The sequence below is a fragment of the Anaerolineaceae bacterium oral taxon 439 genome, assembly GCA_001717545.1.
Classification (GTDB): Bacteria; Chloroflexota; Anaerolineae; order Anaerolineales; family Anaerolineaceae; genus Flexilinea.
Genome location: CP017039.1, coordinates 2,271,934 through 2,290,072 on the forward strand (window position 1 = coordinate 2,271,934; position 18,139 = coordinate 2,290,072).

The window sequence follows — 18,139 nt, forward strand, 5'->3', positions numbered from 1 at the left end:
TTCCCTTACTCCGACTCGTCATACGTCGTTTCCTCCAGCGCGTCGGGCGGCGCCGCGAACCGGACAATCTCGCCGTTCTTCTCCGCGTCCATCTCTTTCATCAGGAAGAAATTATCGATAATCCGCCGGACGGTATATCCCGCCGTCGACGAACCTTCCTTTCCGTTATAAATAAAGACGACGACGACGATTTCCGGCTTTTCGTAAGGAGCGTAACCGGCGGTCCAGCCATGCGCCGGCCATTTTCCGAAGTCGCAAAGCCCTTTCTCACGCGCAATATCGTCGCAGTATTCCGCCGTTCCGGTTTTCGCCGACGATTCGTAAATATCGCCCTCGAACGGAGCTTCCCCTGTTCCGCCCGGCTGCGGAACGCGACGGAGCCCTTCGCGCGTGACCTCGACGACCCAGGGCTCAACCGCCTTATATGTCCCCAGTTCGACCCCGTCCTTGTCATACTCCATAATCTTCGGGTCCTTCGTAATATCCCAAAGCATCCGCGGCGTAAACGGCAGCACGGTATTCCCGCGCTCGTCCAGGACCTCGCGGATCAGCGTCGGACGCGGCATCACCCCGTAAGCCGCAACCGTCGCAAACGACATCATGACCTGAAGCGGGGATGCGGTAATATACCCCTGCCCCATTGACGCCAGGTACGTGTCGCCGGTCGCCCAGGATTCGCCCATGTTAACTCGTTTCCAGGTCCGCGTCGGGATCATCCCGGTTTCTTCACCGGTCAGCTCGATCCCCGTCCGCTCGCCGTACCCTAACGCGTGCGCGTATTGCCCGAGCCGGTCAATCCCCAACCCGACCGGGACCTCGTCCTCATACCCGCCGCCCACCTTGTTAAAATAAATGTTGCAGCTCCATGCCAGCGCCGAACGGTAATCGACGTATCCATGTCCCGTTTTAAGATGGCAGACGTACTCCTGAACTGAACCAGGATCGTTCGGCGAATACGAATTCTGCATTCGAATCGAACCCGGATCGAAAATCTGGTCTTCCGGATCGAGAACATGCTCGTTCATGACGCCGATCCCGGTCACAATCTTAAACACGGACCCCGGCGGCTGCGCCACCTGCGTAATATGGTTCAGGAGCGGTTTCGACTGGCTGAGGCTGAGCTGCTCATAGTAGTAAGCCGGAATATAGCGCGTCATGCGGTTGTTCTCAAACGTCGGCTCGGAAACCAGGCCCAGAATTTCGCCCGTATACGGATCCATCGCTACCGCCGCCCCGTCATGCGTCAACGTACCGGACAGCGAAACCCGATTATAGAAGTCCATTGTATCCAGAAGCGCCGCGCGCATGACGTTTTGAAGCCGGACGTCGATCGTCAGCTTCACGTTATATCCCGGGACCGCCGCCTTGGGCGGCTCTAAATCGCGCATCTCCAATCCCGCGACGTCGACCTCGACCACCCTGCGGCCGTTCTTCCCGGAAAGCAGGTCCTGAAGCGAGGACTCAACGCCGCCGTATCCGAACCGATCTTTATTTAATAGGAAACCGCGTTCTTCCATCTCGTCCGCAACATATTCCGGGATCGGCCCCAGAAAGCCGACGATCTCCGACGTACTATAACCCGTCGGATATTCGCGAATCGAATTCACGCGGACCCCCACCCCGGGCATCGTCGCCGAAAGCTCCTTGATCCGCCGGGCCAGCTCCTCCGGCACGTCGCAGAGAATCCCCGTTTCTGAATACGGCGACAGCGACGAAGCGATGTAGACGATTTGCGTCAGTCCGAAATCGGACGTGCATTCGCCATACAGCCGGACCGTATCGTCGTTTAACTCGCCGTTATTGACGGGAATATCGACAAGGCCGGAAAGCGTCCGGAAAATCCGCTGCCGGTCGCCTTCGTCTTCGGGAAGCTCCGCTGGAACGATAACGATATCGTACGTCGGGATATTCTTCGCCAGAACGACCCCGTTCCGATCGTAAATAACGCCGCGTTTCGTCTGGTCGCGGACGACGGTAATCCGATTTTCGTCCGCGCTCGCTAAATAAGCTTCTCCGTCAAGGATCTGAATTTCAAATAAGCGCGTCACGTAAAAAATAATAATGACCGCCATGACGACGTACGCAATCAAAAGGCGTCGATTTTTTAAATCCAGTTTTTCATTTTTAAAGTTATCCTGCATCATTTTGCTGCATCCACTCGATAAATCCAATTCGCGTAATCGTTCAGGAAACTATACGTCGGAAAGGCCAGTAATAAGTTTAACGTCATCGACGGCAGGAAGATCTGCGTAATAACGAACGACAGCTCGTAGCGGACATCTTCGAGAAAAAGAAGGCCAAACGAAACCGCGACCGAAATCAGCGTCGCCGCGATCGTTACGAAAACCAATAAAATCAACGGCATCTGCCAGACCCAGCGCTTCAGGATCTGGATCATCAGCCAGACCGCCAGATAAATTATAAAATACCCGTACATCGGCAGCGCGGAATAAAAGGACATCATGAACCCCGCCAGCAACGCCATCACAATCGTGAACCGTGTCTCCGAATTCAGCGTCCAGACGATCAGCGCGACCATGACCAGATCGGCCGTTCCGTAAAGAATCTGAAGCCGGCTGAAAACGCCGACTTCGAGCGTTCCGGCGAGAAACAGGATCACAAGAATCGAAACAACTTCGACCATCAGGCTGGCTTACTCCGCTTTTTTTTCAAGCGGGCTGATATTCGACGGACGGAAGTTCGCGACGACGAGGACCGCCTGAAGCGAGGAAAAGTCTTCCGCCGGCTGAATCGACGCCGACTGGAAAAGCTCGTTTTCGAGCCGGTTGACGTTCAGGATTTCCCCGATCATGATCTCCGACGGGAATTTTCCGCCCAGACCTGACGTTTGAATCGTCTGACCGAATTCGAGCGTGATATCCTGCGAAACGAGTTCGATCGTCAGGTCGGACGTTACCGACCCGCGAACGACGCCGTCGCTGTCAGCTTCGACAATATACGCGTTAACCAGCGACGCCGGATCGGTAATCAGCTGGACCCGGGCGGCCGACGCCGTAACCGCGTCGACCCGGCCGACGAGCCCCTTCTCCGTCACGACCGGCATGTCGAAGGTAATCCCGTCGTCCGAGCCCTTGTCGATCAGGACATACTGTAAAAACGGCGACGGATCTTTACCGATAACTTTCGCCGCGATATACGTTTCCTGCGGCCTGCCGCGGGCAAAGCCCAGAAGCGAATACAGGATCGCCGCCTCGCGAAGATCCTGTTCCAGCTGAATAATCTCCGTCCTGAGGAGCGCGACTTCGGCTTTAAGCGACTGATTTTCCGCCTGAAGCTCGGTAACCTCGCGCGGGATGGTAAAAAACTGCATTGCGTTCGAAAATCGTTCCGAAACCATCGACTGAACCTGAACGAACGGATCCATGACGCCGCGAAGCAGCGTCGTTAAATAACCGCTGAACGCCAAAAGAATAAACCCGAGCGTCAACAATACGCCGACAACCTGACGCCAATTTTTTCTAAATCGATTCATGCTGTTAAAATTATAAGGTCATTTTACGCGCAGCTTCCCGCCGCAAAAAACTTAACTCCGATTTAATCAGCGCCGTGCGAAACGATCGAGGCTGACCGCGAACTGATCGATCGTCGCGCTGTTTTCAAGAACGTACCCCGCCCCGCGCGCGACGCAGGTCAACGGATCCTCCGCCACCCAGACCCGGATATTCAGCTCTTCGTTGAGCCGATCCGCCAAGCCTAAAATCTGCGACCCGCCCCCGGATAAGCAGATTCCAGTCTCAATCAGGTCGGCGACAATTTCCGGCGGCGCTTCGTCGATCGCGTCCTTGACCGTATCGACGATCACCTGAATCGAACCGGAAATCGCGTCGCGAATCTCGACCGAAGAAACTTCGATCGCCTCCGGAAGTCCGGTTACCAGGTTCCGTCCGCGCGTGACCATCGTCCTCTCCATCGGAAGCGGATGCGCCGAGGCGATCGAAATCTTGATCTGCTCCGCCATACGCTCGCCGATATACAGGTTGTAGCGGTTGCGGACGTAATTTAAAATATCCTGATCCAGTTCATCTCCGGCTACGCGAAGCGAACGGGAGACCACGATTTCGTTCATCGAGAGAATCGCGACCTCGGTCGTTCCGCCGCCAATATCGACGACCATCGTCCCGCGAATTTCATTAATCGGGAGCCCAATCCCGATCGCCGTCGCGACCGGCTCCTCGATCAGGTATATTTCGCGCGCGCCTGCCGCCATCCCGGCGTCGTAAACCGCGCGCCGCTCGACGTCGGTCGAACCGCAGGGGATCCCGATCACGATCCGGGGCCGCGGGAACGGCGCGATCGTTTGCTGATGCGCCCTGCCGATAAAATAACTCAGCATCGCCTGCGTAATTTCAAACTCGGATATGACCCCGTCGCGCATCGGTCGAATCACGCTCAGGTTCGCCGGCGTCCGCCCCACCATTTCTTTCGCCTGCGCGCCGATCGCGACCGGCTGCCGGGTGCGCTTTTCGACCGCAACCCAAGACGGCTCGTTAATAACGATCCCCTTGCCGCGGACGTAAACAAGCGTGTTGGCGGTTCCAAGGTCGATCCCAATATCTAACGAGAACAACCCCATGAACCAGTTAAGCGGATTAAATGCCAATCGGTCTCTCCAATGAAAGATAAGATATCACAAAAAACGTTTCGAAAACGAAACGATTTAATTCCGCTTTAGATTATACCAAAGTTATAGAACCTTTCCGATCTTTCGTCGTTCAGCGCGGCGCGGCAGGATGAATCGGAATACGTGTTGTCAAAGTAAATGCAGCCAGACCCAGAGCCGGTTCCTGAATCTTTTAGGCTGATATCACAATCTGGAAGGCTTTTAAATTAGTATAGAGACTATATCTTTTGTAAAAGCATGGTGATAGTATTAGAAAATAACGACAGTGTTTTCACAAGGAGGAATTTTGATTATAAACGGTTCTGCTTCTTGGGATAGTCATGTCGTAGAAAATTTGGAAAAAAGTTTTCTTGATGGTCAAAAAGTTGACTTTTTTATTGGTTCTCCAAAATCCTTATATGATTGCGCCCATGAAAGCGCTGAAAATAACCCCGACAAGATATTTCTTATCGACGAAACTGACGCCAGCTATACGTTTCTGCAAACATTCTCCGATGCTACCCGTTACGCATACTTTTTGAAGAAAACATATGGGATTCGGAAAGGCGATCGGATTGGATTACTGCTGGATACAAGTTATACAAGCCTTGCCATGATCTTAGCTATAAATGCGCTGGGGGCAATTTCTGTCATGCTCCCAACAAAATACAAAATAAATGAAATTGCATTGCTTGTCGAAAAAACCACGCCGAAATTAATAATATATGGGGATAAGTTCAGCTTATTACCAGATTTCGAGGTCCCGAATTTAAAATTATTCAAAATCTCAAAAGGCGCGCTTGATCTAACGGAAGAAGCTTATAAGGAAAATCTTTCCTGCCTGGAAACAAATCTTGAAGACCCTGCGATCATTATTTTTACATCGGGGACCACATCGCAAGCAAAAGGAGTTATCTTAAAAAACTATAACGTTATTCATGCCATTGTTTCTTATGCGCGAATATTAGGTTTTTCTGGAGACGACAGTTCTGTCCTTTGTACACCTATGTACTATGTTACGGGATTAATTGCGATTTTTGGGCTGTTGTTGTTTTTAGGCGGAACAATTTATATTCATTCAAAATTCAACGCAGTTCGAGTTCTTGAGACGGTTCGTCGTCACAAAATTACTTTTCTTCACGGGTCTCCTACGGTATTCTATTTGCTTTTAAATGAGCAGGGAAGTTTTCCCGTTTTACCTTCGCTAAAAAAAATAATTTGCGGCAGCAGCAATCTTCCGAAAGATCGAATTTCGGATATTTATAGATGGCTGCCGGAAGTTGATATCCGTACCGTATATGGATTGACAGAAACATCCTCTCCCGGCACAATCATGCCGCATAACACAGCAACAAGTTCCGCAATAGGATCTTCCGGGAAACCAATTCCGGGATTTTCAGTTAAGATCGTCGATAATACAGGAAATACATTAGGGCAAAATCAACACGGCGAAATCTTAGTCAAAGGTACAAACGTATTCAATCATTACTATGGAATTGACGACAGCCCGCTTATTAATGGATGGTTCCCAACCGGAGATATCGGTTATATAAACTCTCTCAACTATTTATTTATCGTTGATCGCAAGAAAAATATGATAAACCGTGGCGGAGAAAAGATCTGGAGTTATGACATCGAAAATGAGCTTTGTAATATTCCGGGAATTATTGACGCAGCAGTAGTGGCAATTCCCGACGAGAAATATGGTGAAATCCCTGCCGCTGCTGTCGTCCAAAACCATGAAAATAAGCGGACGAAATCTGAAATTATCAATCACTTAAAAACCAGATTGGCGAATTTTCAAATTCCTGAACGTATTTTATTTTTACGAGAAATTCCACAAACTGCAAATTTAAAACAAGACAAAAAAAAGATTGTCAATTTATTCTTATCAAGGGAGAAAGAAGAATGAGAAAACCGGTTTTCATGTCGGGAAAAGACGCCGCAGAATTGATCCAAGACGGCTCGACCGTCTGCACTATTGGAATGACACTCGTATCGGCAGCAGAGACAGTTCTTAAAGCGATCGAAGAGCGGTTTCTAACAACGGGACATCCAAATCATCTAACATTATTGCATTCCTGCGGACAAAGTAACAAGGATCGGGGAATTCAACACTTTGCACACGAAGGATTATTATCGCGGATTATTGGCGGTCATTGGGGTCTGCAACCCAAAATGATGCAGCTCATTTCGGACAATAAGATACTTGCATACAATTTACCTCAAGGGCAATTAGCTCAGCTATTTCGTTCAATGGCAGGCGGAGAACCGGGCAAAATAACAAAGGTTGGTCTCGGAACATACATTGATCCTCGTCTCGGCGGCGGAAAAATGAATGAGAAAACTCAATCGATGCCCGATATCGTTGAAGTGATCAACATTGACAATGACGAATTTATGCGATATTTGCCGGTTCCAATCGATATTTGTATCATTCGTGGCACATATATTGACGAAAACGGAAATCTAAGCACAGACGAAGAAGCAATGATGCTTGAAGTTTTTCCTGCTGTTTTAGCATGCAAAAAATTTGGTGGAAAAGTCATCGCACAGGCCAAATATAAGGTAAAAAGCGGGAGTTTACATTGCAAGCGTGTCACAATCCCAGGCGTCTTTATCGATGCCGCCGTAATTTGCCCGAATATTGACGAGGACCACCGTCAAACACATAGTTTCGTTATGAATCCCGCTTATTGCGGTGATATAAAAACTCCGGATGAAAAGACCGATATTTTGCCCATGTCAGTCCGAAAAGTTATCGGAAGACGCGCTCTGATGGAACTGAAAGCGGATGATATCTTAAATGTCGGGACCGGTATTCCAAGTGATGTAATCGGGCCAATTATGGCGGAAGAAGGAATTGAAAATCTCTGTACTGTAACGGTTGAATCCGGAATTTACGGAGGAACCCCCATGGGAGGGATTGATTTTGGTATTGCAAAAAACAACTTCGCTTTAGTTCGGCATGATGATCAGTTTGATTTTTATAACGGTGCAGGTGTCGACGTTACGTTTATGGGCGCCGGCGAAATGGATCAGTTTGGAAACGTTAATGCAACAAAATTAGGATCCAAACCAACCGGAGCAGGCGGATTTATTGATATTACAACAAACGCCAAGCATGTAGTATTCTGTTCAACGTTTACAGGGAAAGGGTTGGAATGCAACTTTGAAAACGATCAGCTCAATATTACACAAGAAGGGAAAATTATCAAGTTCGTTAAATCCGTTCAGCAGATTTCATATAACGGTGATATTTCGAGAAATAAAGGACAAAAAATGCATTATGTAACTGAACGTGCAGTTTTTGAACTCCGTCCTGAAGGCCTGGTTCTTATCGAAATCGCACCTGGGATAGATTTAAAAACGCAGATTTTAGACCTGATGGAATTTAGCCCCGTAATTGCCAACGACATTAAATTAATGCCAAAAGCGATATTTTATGGAAACAGGCCCTATGGTCTCTGCGAATATTTACTTAGCAAATCGTAAAAGGAGAAGATATGAGATTAAAAGATAAAGTTTCAATTGTCACAGGCGCAAGTCGCGGCTTAGGAAAAGGCATCGCGATCAAGTTAGCCGAAGAAGGTTCGAAAGTTATTTTGGTAGACATAACGGCTGCAACAGATACCTTCGAAGAAATCAAAGCTAAGGATGGAACTGCCTTTATTTACACAATGGACATCACAGATGAAGGCGAGGTCGAAAAAATGATTGAATTCACAATCGAGAAGTGCGGAACATTAGATATCTTGGTGAACAATGCCGGCATCAATCGAGATGGAATTCTCCATAAGATGACGAAAAATAATTGGAATGATGTTATCAACGTCAACCTGACCGGTACTTTTCTCTGCACCAGAGAAGCGTTGAAATATATGCGTTCTAAAAATTATGGGCGTGTTATCAATATTTCTTCCGGCAGCTGGTTGGGGAATATAGGACAAGCCAATTATGCAGCTTCAAAAGCTGGGGTTGTCGGATTGACAAAAACAGCTGCAAGAGAAAATGCTAAAAAAGGTATTACATGTAATGTCATCTGTCCCGGTTTCATTGAAACAGATATGACGCTTCGCCTTAAAGATGTTAATGATGGGGCAGCGTGGGATAGCATGATGTCGAGAATTCCAATGGGATATGCAGGGAAACCAACTGATGTAGCTAACCTGGTTGCATTTCTTGCATCGGACGAGGCTTCATATATCACTGCCGAAGTTATTAATGTCGGCGGGGGAATGATTGTATAAAGGAAAAAAATATGAATCTAAAGGAATGTGTAATCGTCAGCGCCGCCAGAACTCCCGTAGGAAATTTTGGTGGAAGCTTAAAAGATATCAGTGCAATAGAATTAGGTGCGATGGTCGTTAAGGAAGCTGTTCGCCGCGCAGGCATACCAACAAACCTTATCGACGAAGTCATCGTCGGTCAAGTCGGACAAATCGCTGAGTGCGGTTTTATTGCAAGAGCAATTAGTTTAAAAGCCAATTTTCCAGAAACAACGACCGCGTTTTCCGTGAACCGTCAATGTGGATCCGGACTTCAAGCAATTGCGAACGCAGTCATGGAAATTCAAACAGGATTTGCAAATATCGTCGTTGCGGCCGGAACCGAAAACCTTTCTCAGCTTCCATATTATGTTCGCGATGCCCGCTGGGGCGCCAGAATGGGGCATAAAGTTTTCGAAGATGGCGTCATTGATATTCTTACTTGGCCCCTTTCAAACAGCCATAATGGAATTTCCGCAGAAAATGTTGCAAGACAATACAACGTATCTCGGGAGGAACAAGACAATTTTGCATTAGAAAGCCATCGCAAAGCTGTCGCTGCAATCAAGGATGGAAAGTTTAAAGACGAGATACTGCCGGTTGAATTAGTAGACAGAAAAGGACGAGTCACTATTTTCGACAAAGACGAAGGTCCGCGAGAAAATCAGACAATTGAACAGCTCGCGAAATTAAAACCATGTTTTGTAAATGATGGGAAAGGAACGGTCACAGCCGGAAATTCTTCGAGTCTGAATGATGGAGCGGCAGCTATCGTGATTATGTCACGAGAAATGGCTCAAAAACTCAAGATAAAGCCCCTAATGACGATACGCGGATTTTCTGTCGCGGGGAATAGTCCCGATCTAATGGGTTATGCCCCGAAATTTTCCAGCGAGAAGCTTGCCCAAAAGCTTGGTATTGATTTGAAAAAAATTGATATGTTTGAAATTAATGAAGCTTTCGCAAGTCAAGCGTTCGCCGTTAGGCGGGATTTAGGTTTAGATATGGATAGAGTCAATATCTATGGCGGCGGGATCTCAATCGGGCACCCGATCGGTGCGACCGGTTGTATTCTTGTAACGAAAGTTTTATACGAGCTTCAAAGATCCGATAAAAAAGACGCTATGGTAAGCATGTGTATTGGCGGCGGGCAGGGAATCAGTATGTACTTTGCAAAAGATTAGCATTCAAAAAAACACAAAATTCCAGAGGGTGCTTATTAGTTTTACGACTCTAATAAACACCCTCTTTTGATTACTTCATCTGCAAGAGAAAGAATTTTCCTTCGAAATCATTATTGATTTATTCATATGCCGCGGGATAAATAACTTCAGCTTGGGCAGCATCTTCAGGATATACAGCGACAAGATTACCGCCTTGGAACTGCCCAATGGTTAATTTCCCAGCTAAATTCGTATGCAGATATTCGTAACTGCCAATCGTCGTACCGTCACAAAACTCGATTACGTTGTAAGGCATAATTATTTCAGTGCCGTCATAGAATTTATCCTTGATCGAAATCTTAATTAGTTCATCTCTGATATTGTCATGGGTCAATTCACCGCCGGCATCTAGAATATTCTTTGCTGCTTCAGCAATTACGTAAACAACTGTGAACGCTTCGGCAGAATGACCATTCATAGCTTCTTTCGAAAATTCCTTGAAAGCATCAGAAATCTTAACACCCTTCGCTCCTTCGATAAATTCTGTTGCAACGGATATACCGTTGGCGCCATTCCCAATCGCTTTAGCATAAGAGGCCTCAGTATAACCATTACCTTTACAAATCATTATCGCAGGTTTGTACCCTTGTTCAGCCATGGTGTTTGTCAGCAGAATCGCGTCGGACACGTACTGATCCGCAATCAGGACATCAGCATTGGCATCCTTTAATTGCAAAACTTCAGATGTCAAGTCAGCAGCGCCAGAAGAATAAGTCACGATACTTACAACAGTAAAATCGTTTTCGTCCGCAAAATGCTTAGCCCATTCAATCGTCTGTTGTCCGACCTCTGAGTTGTCGGCACAAATCGCCATTGTCTTCAGATCGAGGCTGTTCGCGTCGCTATAAGATCGACCGAATGCGACCATGTCCCGCATAAACATCATATTTGTCGGTGCAAGCCGGAAAAAGTACTGATACCCATTCGCAGTCAAAGCATCAGATGTCGCATTTGCAGTAATAAAAGGAACGCCGTATTGTTCGCCTATCTGCGATGCGGTCAAAGTTACGCTGGATTGATAAGCGCCCATAATAATGTCAACTTTTTCCTCATTAATCAATCGTTCAGCTTCAACCATTCCGACAGCACTGTCCCCTTGCGAATCGCCCCAAACAACTTTAAGCTGATATCCGTTGATTCCTCCGCTTGCATTAATTCTATCAATCGCGAAATTAATTCCGAACTGCATTGTCTTTCCGGAATCCGCCATTGAACCACTTAAAGGATAAAGACCACCGATCAAAATGGTTTTATCCTCATCTGTCTGCGATCCGGAAGACTTTTTATCGCATCCTGAAAAAGCCATCGTTATAACCAGCAGACATAAAACAACAGCATAAAACGTTTTTCTATTTTTCATTTTTTTCTCCTTTTATAAATTTACGAAAACATATGTTGTTTTCGTTAGAAACCAAGATATGCTTTTTTGATATCAGGATTTAGCAGCAATTCTTCAGCTTTTCCTTCAATCGAAATTCGGCCGTTCTCAATTACATACCCCCTGTCGGCTAATTTCAGAGCTTTTCTTACGTCCTGCTCAACAAGTATGATCGCAATGCCTGATTCGCTCGCTATTTGCCGGGATATATCAAAAATATTATCCACAATATTCGGAGCAAGTCCCAATGATGGCTCGTCAATAAGCAGCAGCTTCGGCAACCCCATCACACCCCTGGAAAAAGCGACCATCTGTTGTTCTCCTCCTGATAAAGAACTGGCTAATTGATTCGCACGTTCTTTTAACTTAGGGAACCAGGAAAATACCTTCTCCAGCGATTCCTTCTTCCTGCGTCTCGATTCAGAGCTGCTGCATCCTAATTCAAGATTTTCATAAACCGACATTTCCGGGAATAGCTGCCGTCCTTCAGGAATAAGGATGATACCGTGATCAATATATTCACGCGCCGTTCGCCCAGCCAAATCGATATCCTTATAACGAATCGATCCACCGCAAGGATTTATCATCCCGCTGCAAGCATTAACTGTCGTACTTTTACCCGCGCCATTACTCCCGACAATCGCAACAATTTCTCCTTCATTAATATATATCGACTCTTTCCAAATCACTTGTATATCGCCATATTTAACTTCAAGGTTTTCTACTTCAAAAAGTCTATCGCCCGACATATTTAATGGTCTCCTTTCCCCAAATAAATTTCAATTACTAATGGGTTATTCATAACCTGTTCGGGTGAACCCTCAGCTACCTTTTCTCCGTGATGCATTACGATCACCTCCTCGCAAAGATTCGTAACCGCATGCATAACATGTTCGATCAATAAGATCGTCGTCCCGTTTTCATTAATCTTGCGAAAAAGGTCAATAGCTTCACCAATTTCAGTCGTGTTTAATCCGGCCATTACCTCATCCAATAGCAGGAGATCAGGATCGGTTGCTAAAGCTCTTGCGACTTCAAGCCTTTTTCTATAAGGCGTTCCCATTTCTCCAGGCAGCCAACTACGACGTTCAAAAAGACCGGTAAATTGAAGAATCTCCTCAGCAAAACTTTTAGCAGCGCTCGCAGACCTGAATTTTTTCCGACCAAATAAGGCGCCAGAAATAACGTTATCCAATACCGACATATGCCGCAGCGGTTTCATAATTTGAAAAGTCCGCGCAATTCCCATATCTGAATAACTATGAGAGGGCATTCCGGTGATATCTTTCCCTTTGTAAAAAATTTTGCCGGAAGTAGGAACGAAAACACCGCTAATCATATTAAAAACCGTCGTTTTTCCTGCGCCATTTGAACCGATAATGCCGGTAATCGAACCTTCTTCAACCGTAAAACTAACGTCTGAAACTGCCCGTAAACCGCGAAAATTCTTAGTCAAGCGCTCAATTTTAAGCATTTCAGAGATATCGCTCATTGTTCAACTCCTTCCGCATCAAGAAGCGGACCTCGTTCAAGCGTGAGTTTCTTTTTTTGCTGCATTGAATTCCACCAGCCAAATAACCCAGATGGTTGGAATAAAACGACCGCTATCAAAATAATAGAATAGACGACTAAGTTTGAACCAGGGAGCTGGCTTCCAAGCGTTGAATTCAGATATTGTGATAGAGGGACAATAATCAACGATCCTAAAAGCGGTCCTTCCACCGTGCTGATTCCGCCGATAACAGCAGGCAATACGAATTCCAATGATTTATTCTGCATCATCAATTCTGGACTAATATACCGGACATAGCAGGCATAGAACACACCCATTATCCCGGTCAGACCACAGCTTATAAAAGCTGCGATCATTTTATATTTTTGTGGCTCAATACCTATCGCGCTCGCCGTTCCTTCATCTTCACGAATTGTTTTAAATGCGTATCCAAGTTTAGATTCACTAATATACCTTACGATAAGATAAAGAATAAAGAGTAGAAATAATCCAACATAGAAGTAGTGGGTTTTGTTCCTGAAAGCCAGCATCCAAAACGATTCTTCTCTCACAATTTTAAGGATCATGCCTTGTCCGGAACCGACAAATTCCCAATTTATAAAAATATTCCGAAACGCCTCGCCAAAGGCAATTGTTGCAAGTGAAAAGTATGCCCCTTTCAATCCGAAACACGGACTCAGCAATAAGGTCATTACAATTCCTACAACAAAGAAAGCAATTATCATCGAAATCCATGGGGAAATATCCAAAAAACTATATAATACTGCGCCAATGTAGGCTCCCAAAGCGGCAAACGCACCATGGCCAAGCGAAATTTGTCCGATCATCCCACCTAAAATACTCCACGCAAGAGAACAACCTGCGATATAGACCGTCATGATAAGAATGGCCAGTATGTATGGCTTCTGAAATACAATAGGAAGTGTAGCCGAAACAAGAAAACAGCAAACAATAACTATGATTGACTTATTTTTAGAAAAGAATTCCCTTGCTTCCATTTGTTAAGCCCTTCTTTTTGCCTGGATTCGATGTTTTATAATCAGGATCACTACAAAGCACAAATAAACTAAGGTTTCTTTATAAGCAGAGCCGACAACAACGGCGCCAACCGTCTCAAGACAACCAAGAACCAGGCCTCCAAAGAACCCACCTACAATATTCCCCAACGTTCCAATTGTCACCACAATAAAAGATCTGGTTCCATACGTAACTCCCACTGTGGGAAAAACATAGTAATAAGACATCAGACAAGCCCCGGCTATGCCCGCAATCGCGGCGCCCAACCCATAAGTACACGCATAAACAATTTTTGAATTTATCCCGCAGACATCGGCGCCAAGTCTATTTTGTGAAGTTGCGCGGATTTGTTTTCCGATAGTTGTTTTTTTAAGGAACAAGAATAATAACACAGTGATAATTATCAATATTCCGAAGCTGATTAATTTATTTGCGCTGATCAGTGCGCCGCCGATCGAAATTGTTGTATTACCAAGATGGCTCGGCACCGTTTTGTAATTCGTACCAAAGATTAGTTGCATGCTGCTGCTAAATAAAATACCAAAACCCGCGGTAAGAAATAACACATTTGTATCATCATCGTCGATCCGAATTGATCTCGTAATTAATGTCGCTTGCAGAAGAACGCCGAAAATGAACATTGCAATCACAACGATCGGAATTGATTCGAACGGGCCCAGACCGATCATCTCATATAAGACATAGGAACAGTACATTCCTAACATCAGTAATTCGCCCTGACAAAAGTTAATCACTTTCATAACGCCGAAAATAATCGTTAAGCTCATCCCAATCAGAGAATAAATCCCTCCAATCATGATCCCATTGAGCAAAGCTTGGAACAGTGTATTTAAATTCATATCTTTTCCTCCTTTTACTTGCCAAGGTAACCGCCATCAACCGGGATAACCGCTCCGGAGATGTATTCTGAAAGATCCGAAGCAAGAAATGCAGCTAAACCCTGAATATCTTCAACCTTTCCCCAACGTCCCATTGGAATCCTCGATGTAATTTCTTGATAAAAAGAGGGGCTGTTGCTCCTTATATCTTCTGTTAACTCGGTTTCGATATATCCGGGAGCAATCGCGTTAACCCTAATTCCTTTCTGAGCCCATTCATTTGACAATGCTTTTGTTAATTGTGCGACACCTCCTTTACTGGCCGAATATGCAGGGATGAAAACACTACCGAAAAAAGAGCACATCGACGCAATATTGATGATGGTGCCTTTTCCTTGTTGGCACATTAATTTAGCCACTTTCTGTGAAACAAAAAAGACAGCATTTAAGTTTATTTCCAATATTTCACGCCATTTTTCTTCGGGATAATCCAATGCCGAACTTCGAAATTGAGCCCCTGCGGAATTCACTAAAATATCAATTTTTCCGCCCAAATAATCTCTGGTAATTTCTATACACTTATCGAAATTATCAGTTTTCATCAGATCAACAGGAACAAAATTTACTTTTGCATCTTCTGTAGACAAACTTTTAGCAACTTCTTTACCCGATTCACTTCTGCCCCAAATGACAACTTCGGCGTTCAATTGATGGTAAGCTTTCGCAATACTCAGGCCTATACCCCTTGTGCCGCCGACAACAAGAGCTTTCTTATTTAGTAAATTAAGTTCGCCAATACCTAACATTCTTTTTCCTTAAGTTGAATTCCAACGTTAATCGCTCTCATTACGCGTTCTGATGCATTCTCCAAATATTTTCCGGCATGAACACAAGCCTCCTCAATTGTCATAGGTTTACAGACAGATGGTTCAAGCGTCGAAATTCCCGATTTATATAATGGCTCAACCCCATCAGAAATTGAACCGCCAAGCGCAATAACGGGCTTGTTATATTTTGTTGATCTCGACCTGATTCCCGCAATCACTTTCCCAAAAACTGATTGTTCATCAATTTTCCCCTCGCCGGTCACAACTAAATCCGCCCATTCGATTAATTTGTCAATTTCCAACATATCCATGACGAATTCAACGCCGCTTAGAAGTTCCGCGTCTAAAAAACCTAATAAAGCAAATCCGACCCCACCAGCAGCCCCGACGCCAGGGATTTGCCTGATTTTTTTATGAATTGATTTCTCAACAATATCTGCGTAGTGACTTAAATTTTCATCGAGGATCAAGACCTGGTCTTCATTTGCGCCTTTTTGCGGTCCATAAATAAATGAAGCTCCATTTTTACCGATCAACGGATTATTAACATCGCATAAAACTTTTAATTTTGATTCGCGTAATCTTCTATCAAGACCTTCAGTATCAATTATAGATACCAAGCCTAATGATCCGCCCCCAAAGGAAATTTCATTGCCAGAATTATCTTTGAACGAAACACCCAAAGCTTGAAGCATACCTACGCCACCGTCATTTGTAGCAGATCCGCCTATACATAGAAAAATCTCTCGGCAACCTAAATCTAATGCGCTCTTTATTAGCTCGCCAAAGCCAAAGGAAGTCGCGTTCATAATATCCAGTTTATCCATATCGATCAATGTCAACCCTGAAGATTCAGCCATTTCGATAATAGCGCTCCCATTTTTTAATTCGCCAAACCTTGCAAAGATAAGATCACCGTTAGGGTTACGAACTTGAACCTCGTGATATTTGCCCCCTAAAGACTGTACCAACGAGTCCATCGTTCCTTCCCCGCCATCTCCTATCGGAGCGCAGACAATATTCGATTCAAGAAAAACCCTACGAATGCCAGATTCAATTCTTGCCGAAGCCTCAAGACTGGAAAGACTTCCTTTAAATGAATCAGGCGCAATAAGAATATTCATACAATAGAACCCTTGTATTTTTATCAAAAGTCTGTTATTAATTGAGCCGTGAATTTTTCGTTCACTGTAAGAACGATGATAAGTTGGCTACCCTTTTTTGGCAATGTTATGAGAAATAATTTTGATACCGTCAAATTTGGTTCGAGGAATAATTCACGAATTGTTAAACCCATTAATTTCAGAGAAATACAGTGCTAATAGCAATGGCCCAATCTCACTGATTTTACGCGGGTTATATCCTGTAACAAGCCTGATTTTTTCTAACCTGTACTGTAACGTATTTTTGTGAATATAGAGTTTCGCAGAAGCTTTTGATAAAGACCCATCGTATGTAACATAATAATGCAAACATTCCATCATTCGTGAAATATCTTCGTCTGAGCACCCTGAAAATATACTCCTGATAAATTTCTTACGAGTATCAGCCTGTATATCATTTAAAATCATGTAGATATTCTTGCTGTTATACATCAATATTTTTTCATGATTAGCTAATGTGCGAGATATTTGACATGCCATTTCAGCTTCTCTGAATGAACGCCTTACATCATCAATGACCTCATTTGCCAAAGTGCCAATACCGGTAACCAAACGGCAGTTGAATGCTTCTTCAACCTCAGTTGAAAGTCTTTCAAGAAAAGAAAAGACACTATTCTGATCCTTAGAAACAAAGAAGCAGACTAACTTCATTCCCATAACGAAAAGAAGTTGTTGTGAATTCCTCTCAATGGAATTCCTGAAAATGTCGGAAATCTGCCGGAATTTTTTCCGGATTTCGGTTTCATCCGGATTTTCCACCTCATCAAAATCGACTTGGGTTACAGAAATAATTCGAGGCAAGTCTAATTGAATACCCAAAATATTCGCGTTTTTTGATAGAGTGCCGCTATCCTGATTATATAACCATTCTAAAGCAAAATTATTCCTGGCGTCAATCATAACTTGCTTTTGATTTTCGCGAATCGCCTCCGATATGAGGATTTCTGTCATTTTTTTGATTACCGACCCTAATGCGCCCACTTCTTCGACAGAACCGGTAATCCCGACAACGCCTACGCATTGTTCATTAATAAATAGAGGCAAATTAATTCCGTTTTTTGCACCGATAAAATTATCCGAAGAATCGACCGTCAATTGTGTAAGTTTCTCTTCAATGATTCTTCTCGCCCCGCCATGGAGCGTTCCAATCCGACTGATATCTGTGCTCGCAATAATTACACCCAATTCATCCATAATATTTATATGTTTGTTGATTACATCGCCAATCTCGTCCGCTATCCGCTGCATTTTTGTTTTCGAAATTATCATAAGATCCTCTTTCCTATCCAA

At 44.7% G+C, this 18,139-nt stretch carries 16 protein-coding genes; 4 read left to right on the forward strand and 12 right to left on the reverse strand.

Features of this window, described 5'->3' with window-relative positions; translation table 11 throughout:
* Positions 1-5 precede the first annotated feature (5 nt).
* The 4 genes from BEQ56_10085 to BEQ56_10100 form a co-directional block, all read right to left on the reverse strand.
* Positions 6-2,144, reverse strand: coding sequence for a penicillin-binding protein 2 (locus BEQ56_10085; GenBank protein ID AOH43793.1), 2,139 nt, complete (start codon positions 2,142-2,144; stop codon positions 6-8).
* The gene (locus BEQ56_10090; GenBank protein ID AOH43794.1) at positions 2,141-2,644 is read right to left on the reverse strand and encodes a hypothetical protein; all 504 of its coding nucleotides are present in this window, start codon (positions 2,642-2,644) and stop codon (positions 2,141-2,143) included. Before BEQ56_10090 ends, BEQ56_10085 begins: the two co-directional genes overlap by 4 nt.
* A gap of 9 nt (positions 2,645-2,653) precedes the next feature.
* Positions 2,654-3,493, reverse strand: a complete 840-nt coding sequence (locus BEQ56_10095; protein AOH43795.1) for a rod shape-determining protein MreC — start codon at positions 3,491-3,493, stop codon at positions 2,654-2,656.
* 66 nt (positions 3,494-3,559) lie between these two features.
* Positions 3,560-4,594: a rod shape-determining protein gene (locus tag BEQ56_10100; protein ID AOH43796.1), complete on the reverse strand. Its 1,035-nt coding sequence runs from the start codon at positions 4,592-4,594 to the stop codon at positions 3,560-3,562.
* Positions 4,595-4,931: 337 nt separating this feature from the next.
* Here BEQ56_10100 and BEQ56_10105 point away from each other — a divergent pair, with 337 nt between their 5' ends.
* The 4 genes from BEQ56_10105 to BEQ56_10120 are packed head-to-tail and all read left to right on the forward strand — an operon-like array spanning position 4,932 to position 10,073.
* Positions 4,932-6,533, forward strand: coding sequence for a hypothetical protein (locus BEQ56_10105; GenBank protein AOH44503.1), 1,602 nt, complete (start codon positions 4,932-4,934; stop codon positions 6,531-6,533).
* The gene (locus tag BEQ56_10110; GenBank protein ID AOH43797.1) at positions 6,530-8,116 is read left to right on the forward strand and encodes an acyl CoA:acetate/3-ketoacid CoA transferase; all 1,587 of its coding nucleotides are present in this window, start codon (positions 6,530-6,532) and stop codon (positions 8,114-8,116) included. Before BEQ56_10105 ends, BEQ56_10110 begins: the two co-directional genes overlap by 4 nt.
* 11 nt (positions 8,117-8,127) lie before the next feature.
* The gene (locus BEQ56_10115) at positions 8,128-8,871 is read left to right on the forward strand and encodes a 3-oxoacyl-[acyl-carrier-protein] reductase (protein AOH43798.1); all 744 of its coding nucleotides are present in this window, start codon (positions 8,128-8,130) and stop codon (positions 8,869-8,871) included.
* 11 nt (positions 8,872-8,882) lie between these two features.
* On the forward strand, positions 8,883-10,073 hold the full coding sequence (locus BEQ56_10120; GenBank protein ID AOH43799.1) for an acetyl-CoA acetyltransferase: 1,191 nt from the start codon (positions 8,883-8,885) through the stop codon (positions 10,071-10,073).
* A gap of 118 nt (positions 10,074-10,191) precedes the next feature.
* Here BEQ56_10120 and BEQ56_10125 read toward each other — a convergent pair whose 3' ends face one another.
* The 8 genes from BEQ56_10125 to BEQ56_10160 form a co-directional block, all read right to left on the reverse strand.
* Complete coding sequence (locus tag BEQ56_10125; GenBank protein ID AOH43800.1) at positions 10,192-11,472, reverse strand: hypothetical protein; 1,281 nt, start codon at positions 11,470-11,472, stop codon at positions 10,192-10,194.
* A 44-nt stretch (positions 11,473-11,516) separates the two neighbouring features.
* Positions 11,517-12,239 carry a branched-chain amino acid ABC transporter ATP-binding protein gene (gene livF, locus BEQ56_10130; GenBank protein AOH43801.1) on the reverse strand — a complete coding sequence of 241 codons (723 nt, stop codon included), beginning with the start codon at positions 12,237-12,239 and terminating at the stop codon, positions 11,517-11,519.
* A gap of 2 nt (positions 12,240-12,241) precedes the next feature.
* Complete coding sequence (locus BEQ56_10135; protein ID AOH43802.1) at positions 12,242-12,982, reverse strand: ABC transporter ATP-binding protein; 741 nt, start codon at positions 12,980-12,982, stop codon at positions 12,242-12,244.
* Positions 12,979-14,001 carry an amidophosphoribosyltransferase gene (locus tag BEQ56_10140; protein AOH43803.1) on the reverse strand — a complete coding sequence of 341 codons (1,023 nt, stop codon included), beginning with the start codon at positions 13,999-14,001 and terminating at the stop codon, positions 12,979-12,981. Before BEQ56_10140 ends, BEQ56_10135 begins: the two co-directional genes overlap by 4 nt.
* 3 nt (positions 14,002-14,004) lie before the next feature.
* On the reverse strand, positions 14,005-14,880 hold the full coding sequence (locus BEQ56_10145; GenBank protein ID AOH43804.1) for an amidophosphoribosyltransferase: 876 nt from the start codon (positions 14,878-14,880) through the stop codon (positions 14,005-14,007).
* Positions 14,881-14,894: 14 nt separating this feature from the next.
* Complete coding sequence (locus tag BEQ56_10150; protein ID AOH43805.1) at positions 14,895-15,665, reverse strand: 2-deoxy-D-gluconate 3-dehydrogenase; 771 nt, start codon at positions 15,663-15,665, stop codon at positions 14,895-14,897.
* Positions 15,659-16,810: a hypothetical protein gene (locus BEQ56_10155; protein AOH43806.1), complete on the reverse strand. Its 1,152-nt coding sequence runs from the start codon at positions 16,808-16,810 to the stop codon at positions 15,659-15,661. The genes BEQ56_10150 and BEQ56_10155 overlap by 7 nt, the downstream gene beginning before the upstream one ends.
* A 153-nt stretch (positions 16,811-16,963) precedes the next feature.
* Positions 16,964-18,118 carry a hypothetical protein gene (locus BEQ56_10160; protein AOH43807.1) on the reverse strand — a complete coding sequence of 385 codons (1,155 nt, stop codon included), beginning with the start codon at positions 18,116-18,118 and terminating at the stop codon, positions 16,964-16,966.
* Positions 18,119-18,139 lie beyond the last annotated feature (21 nt).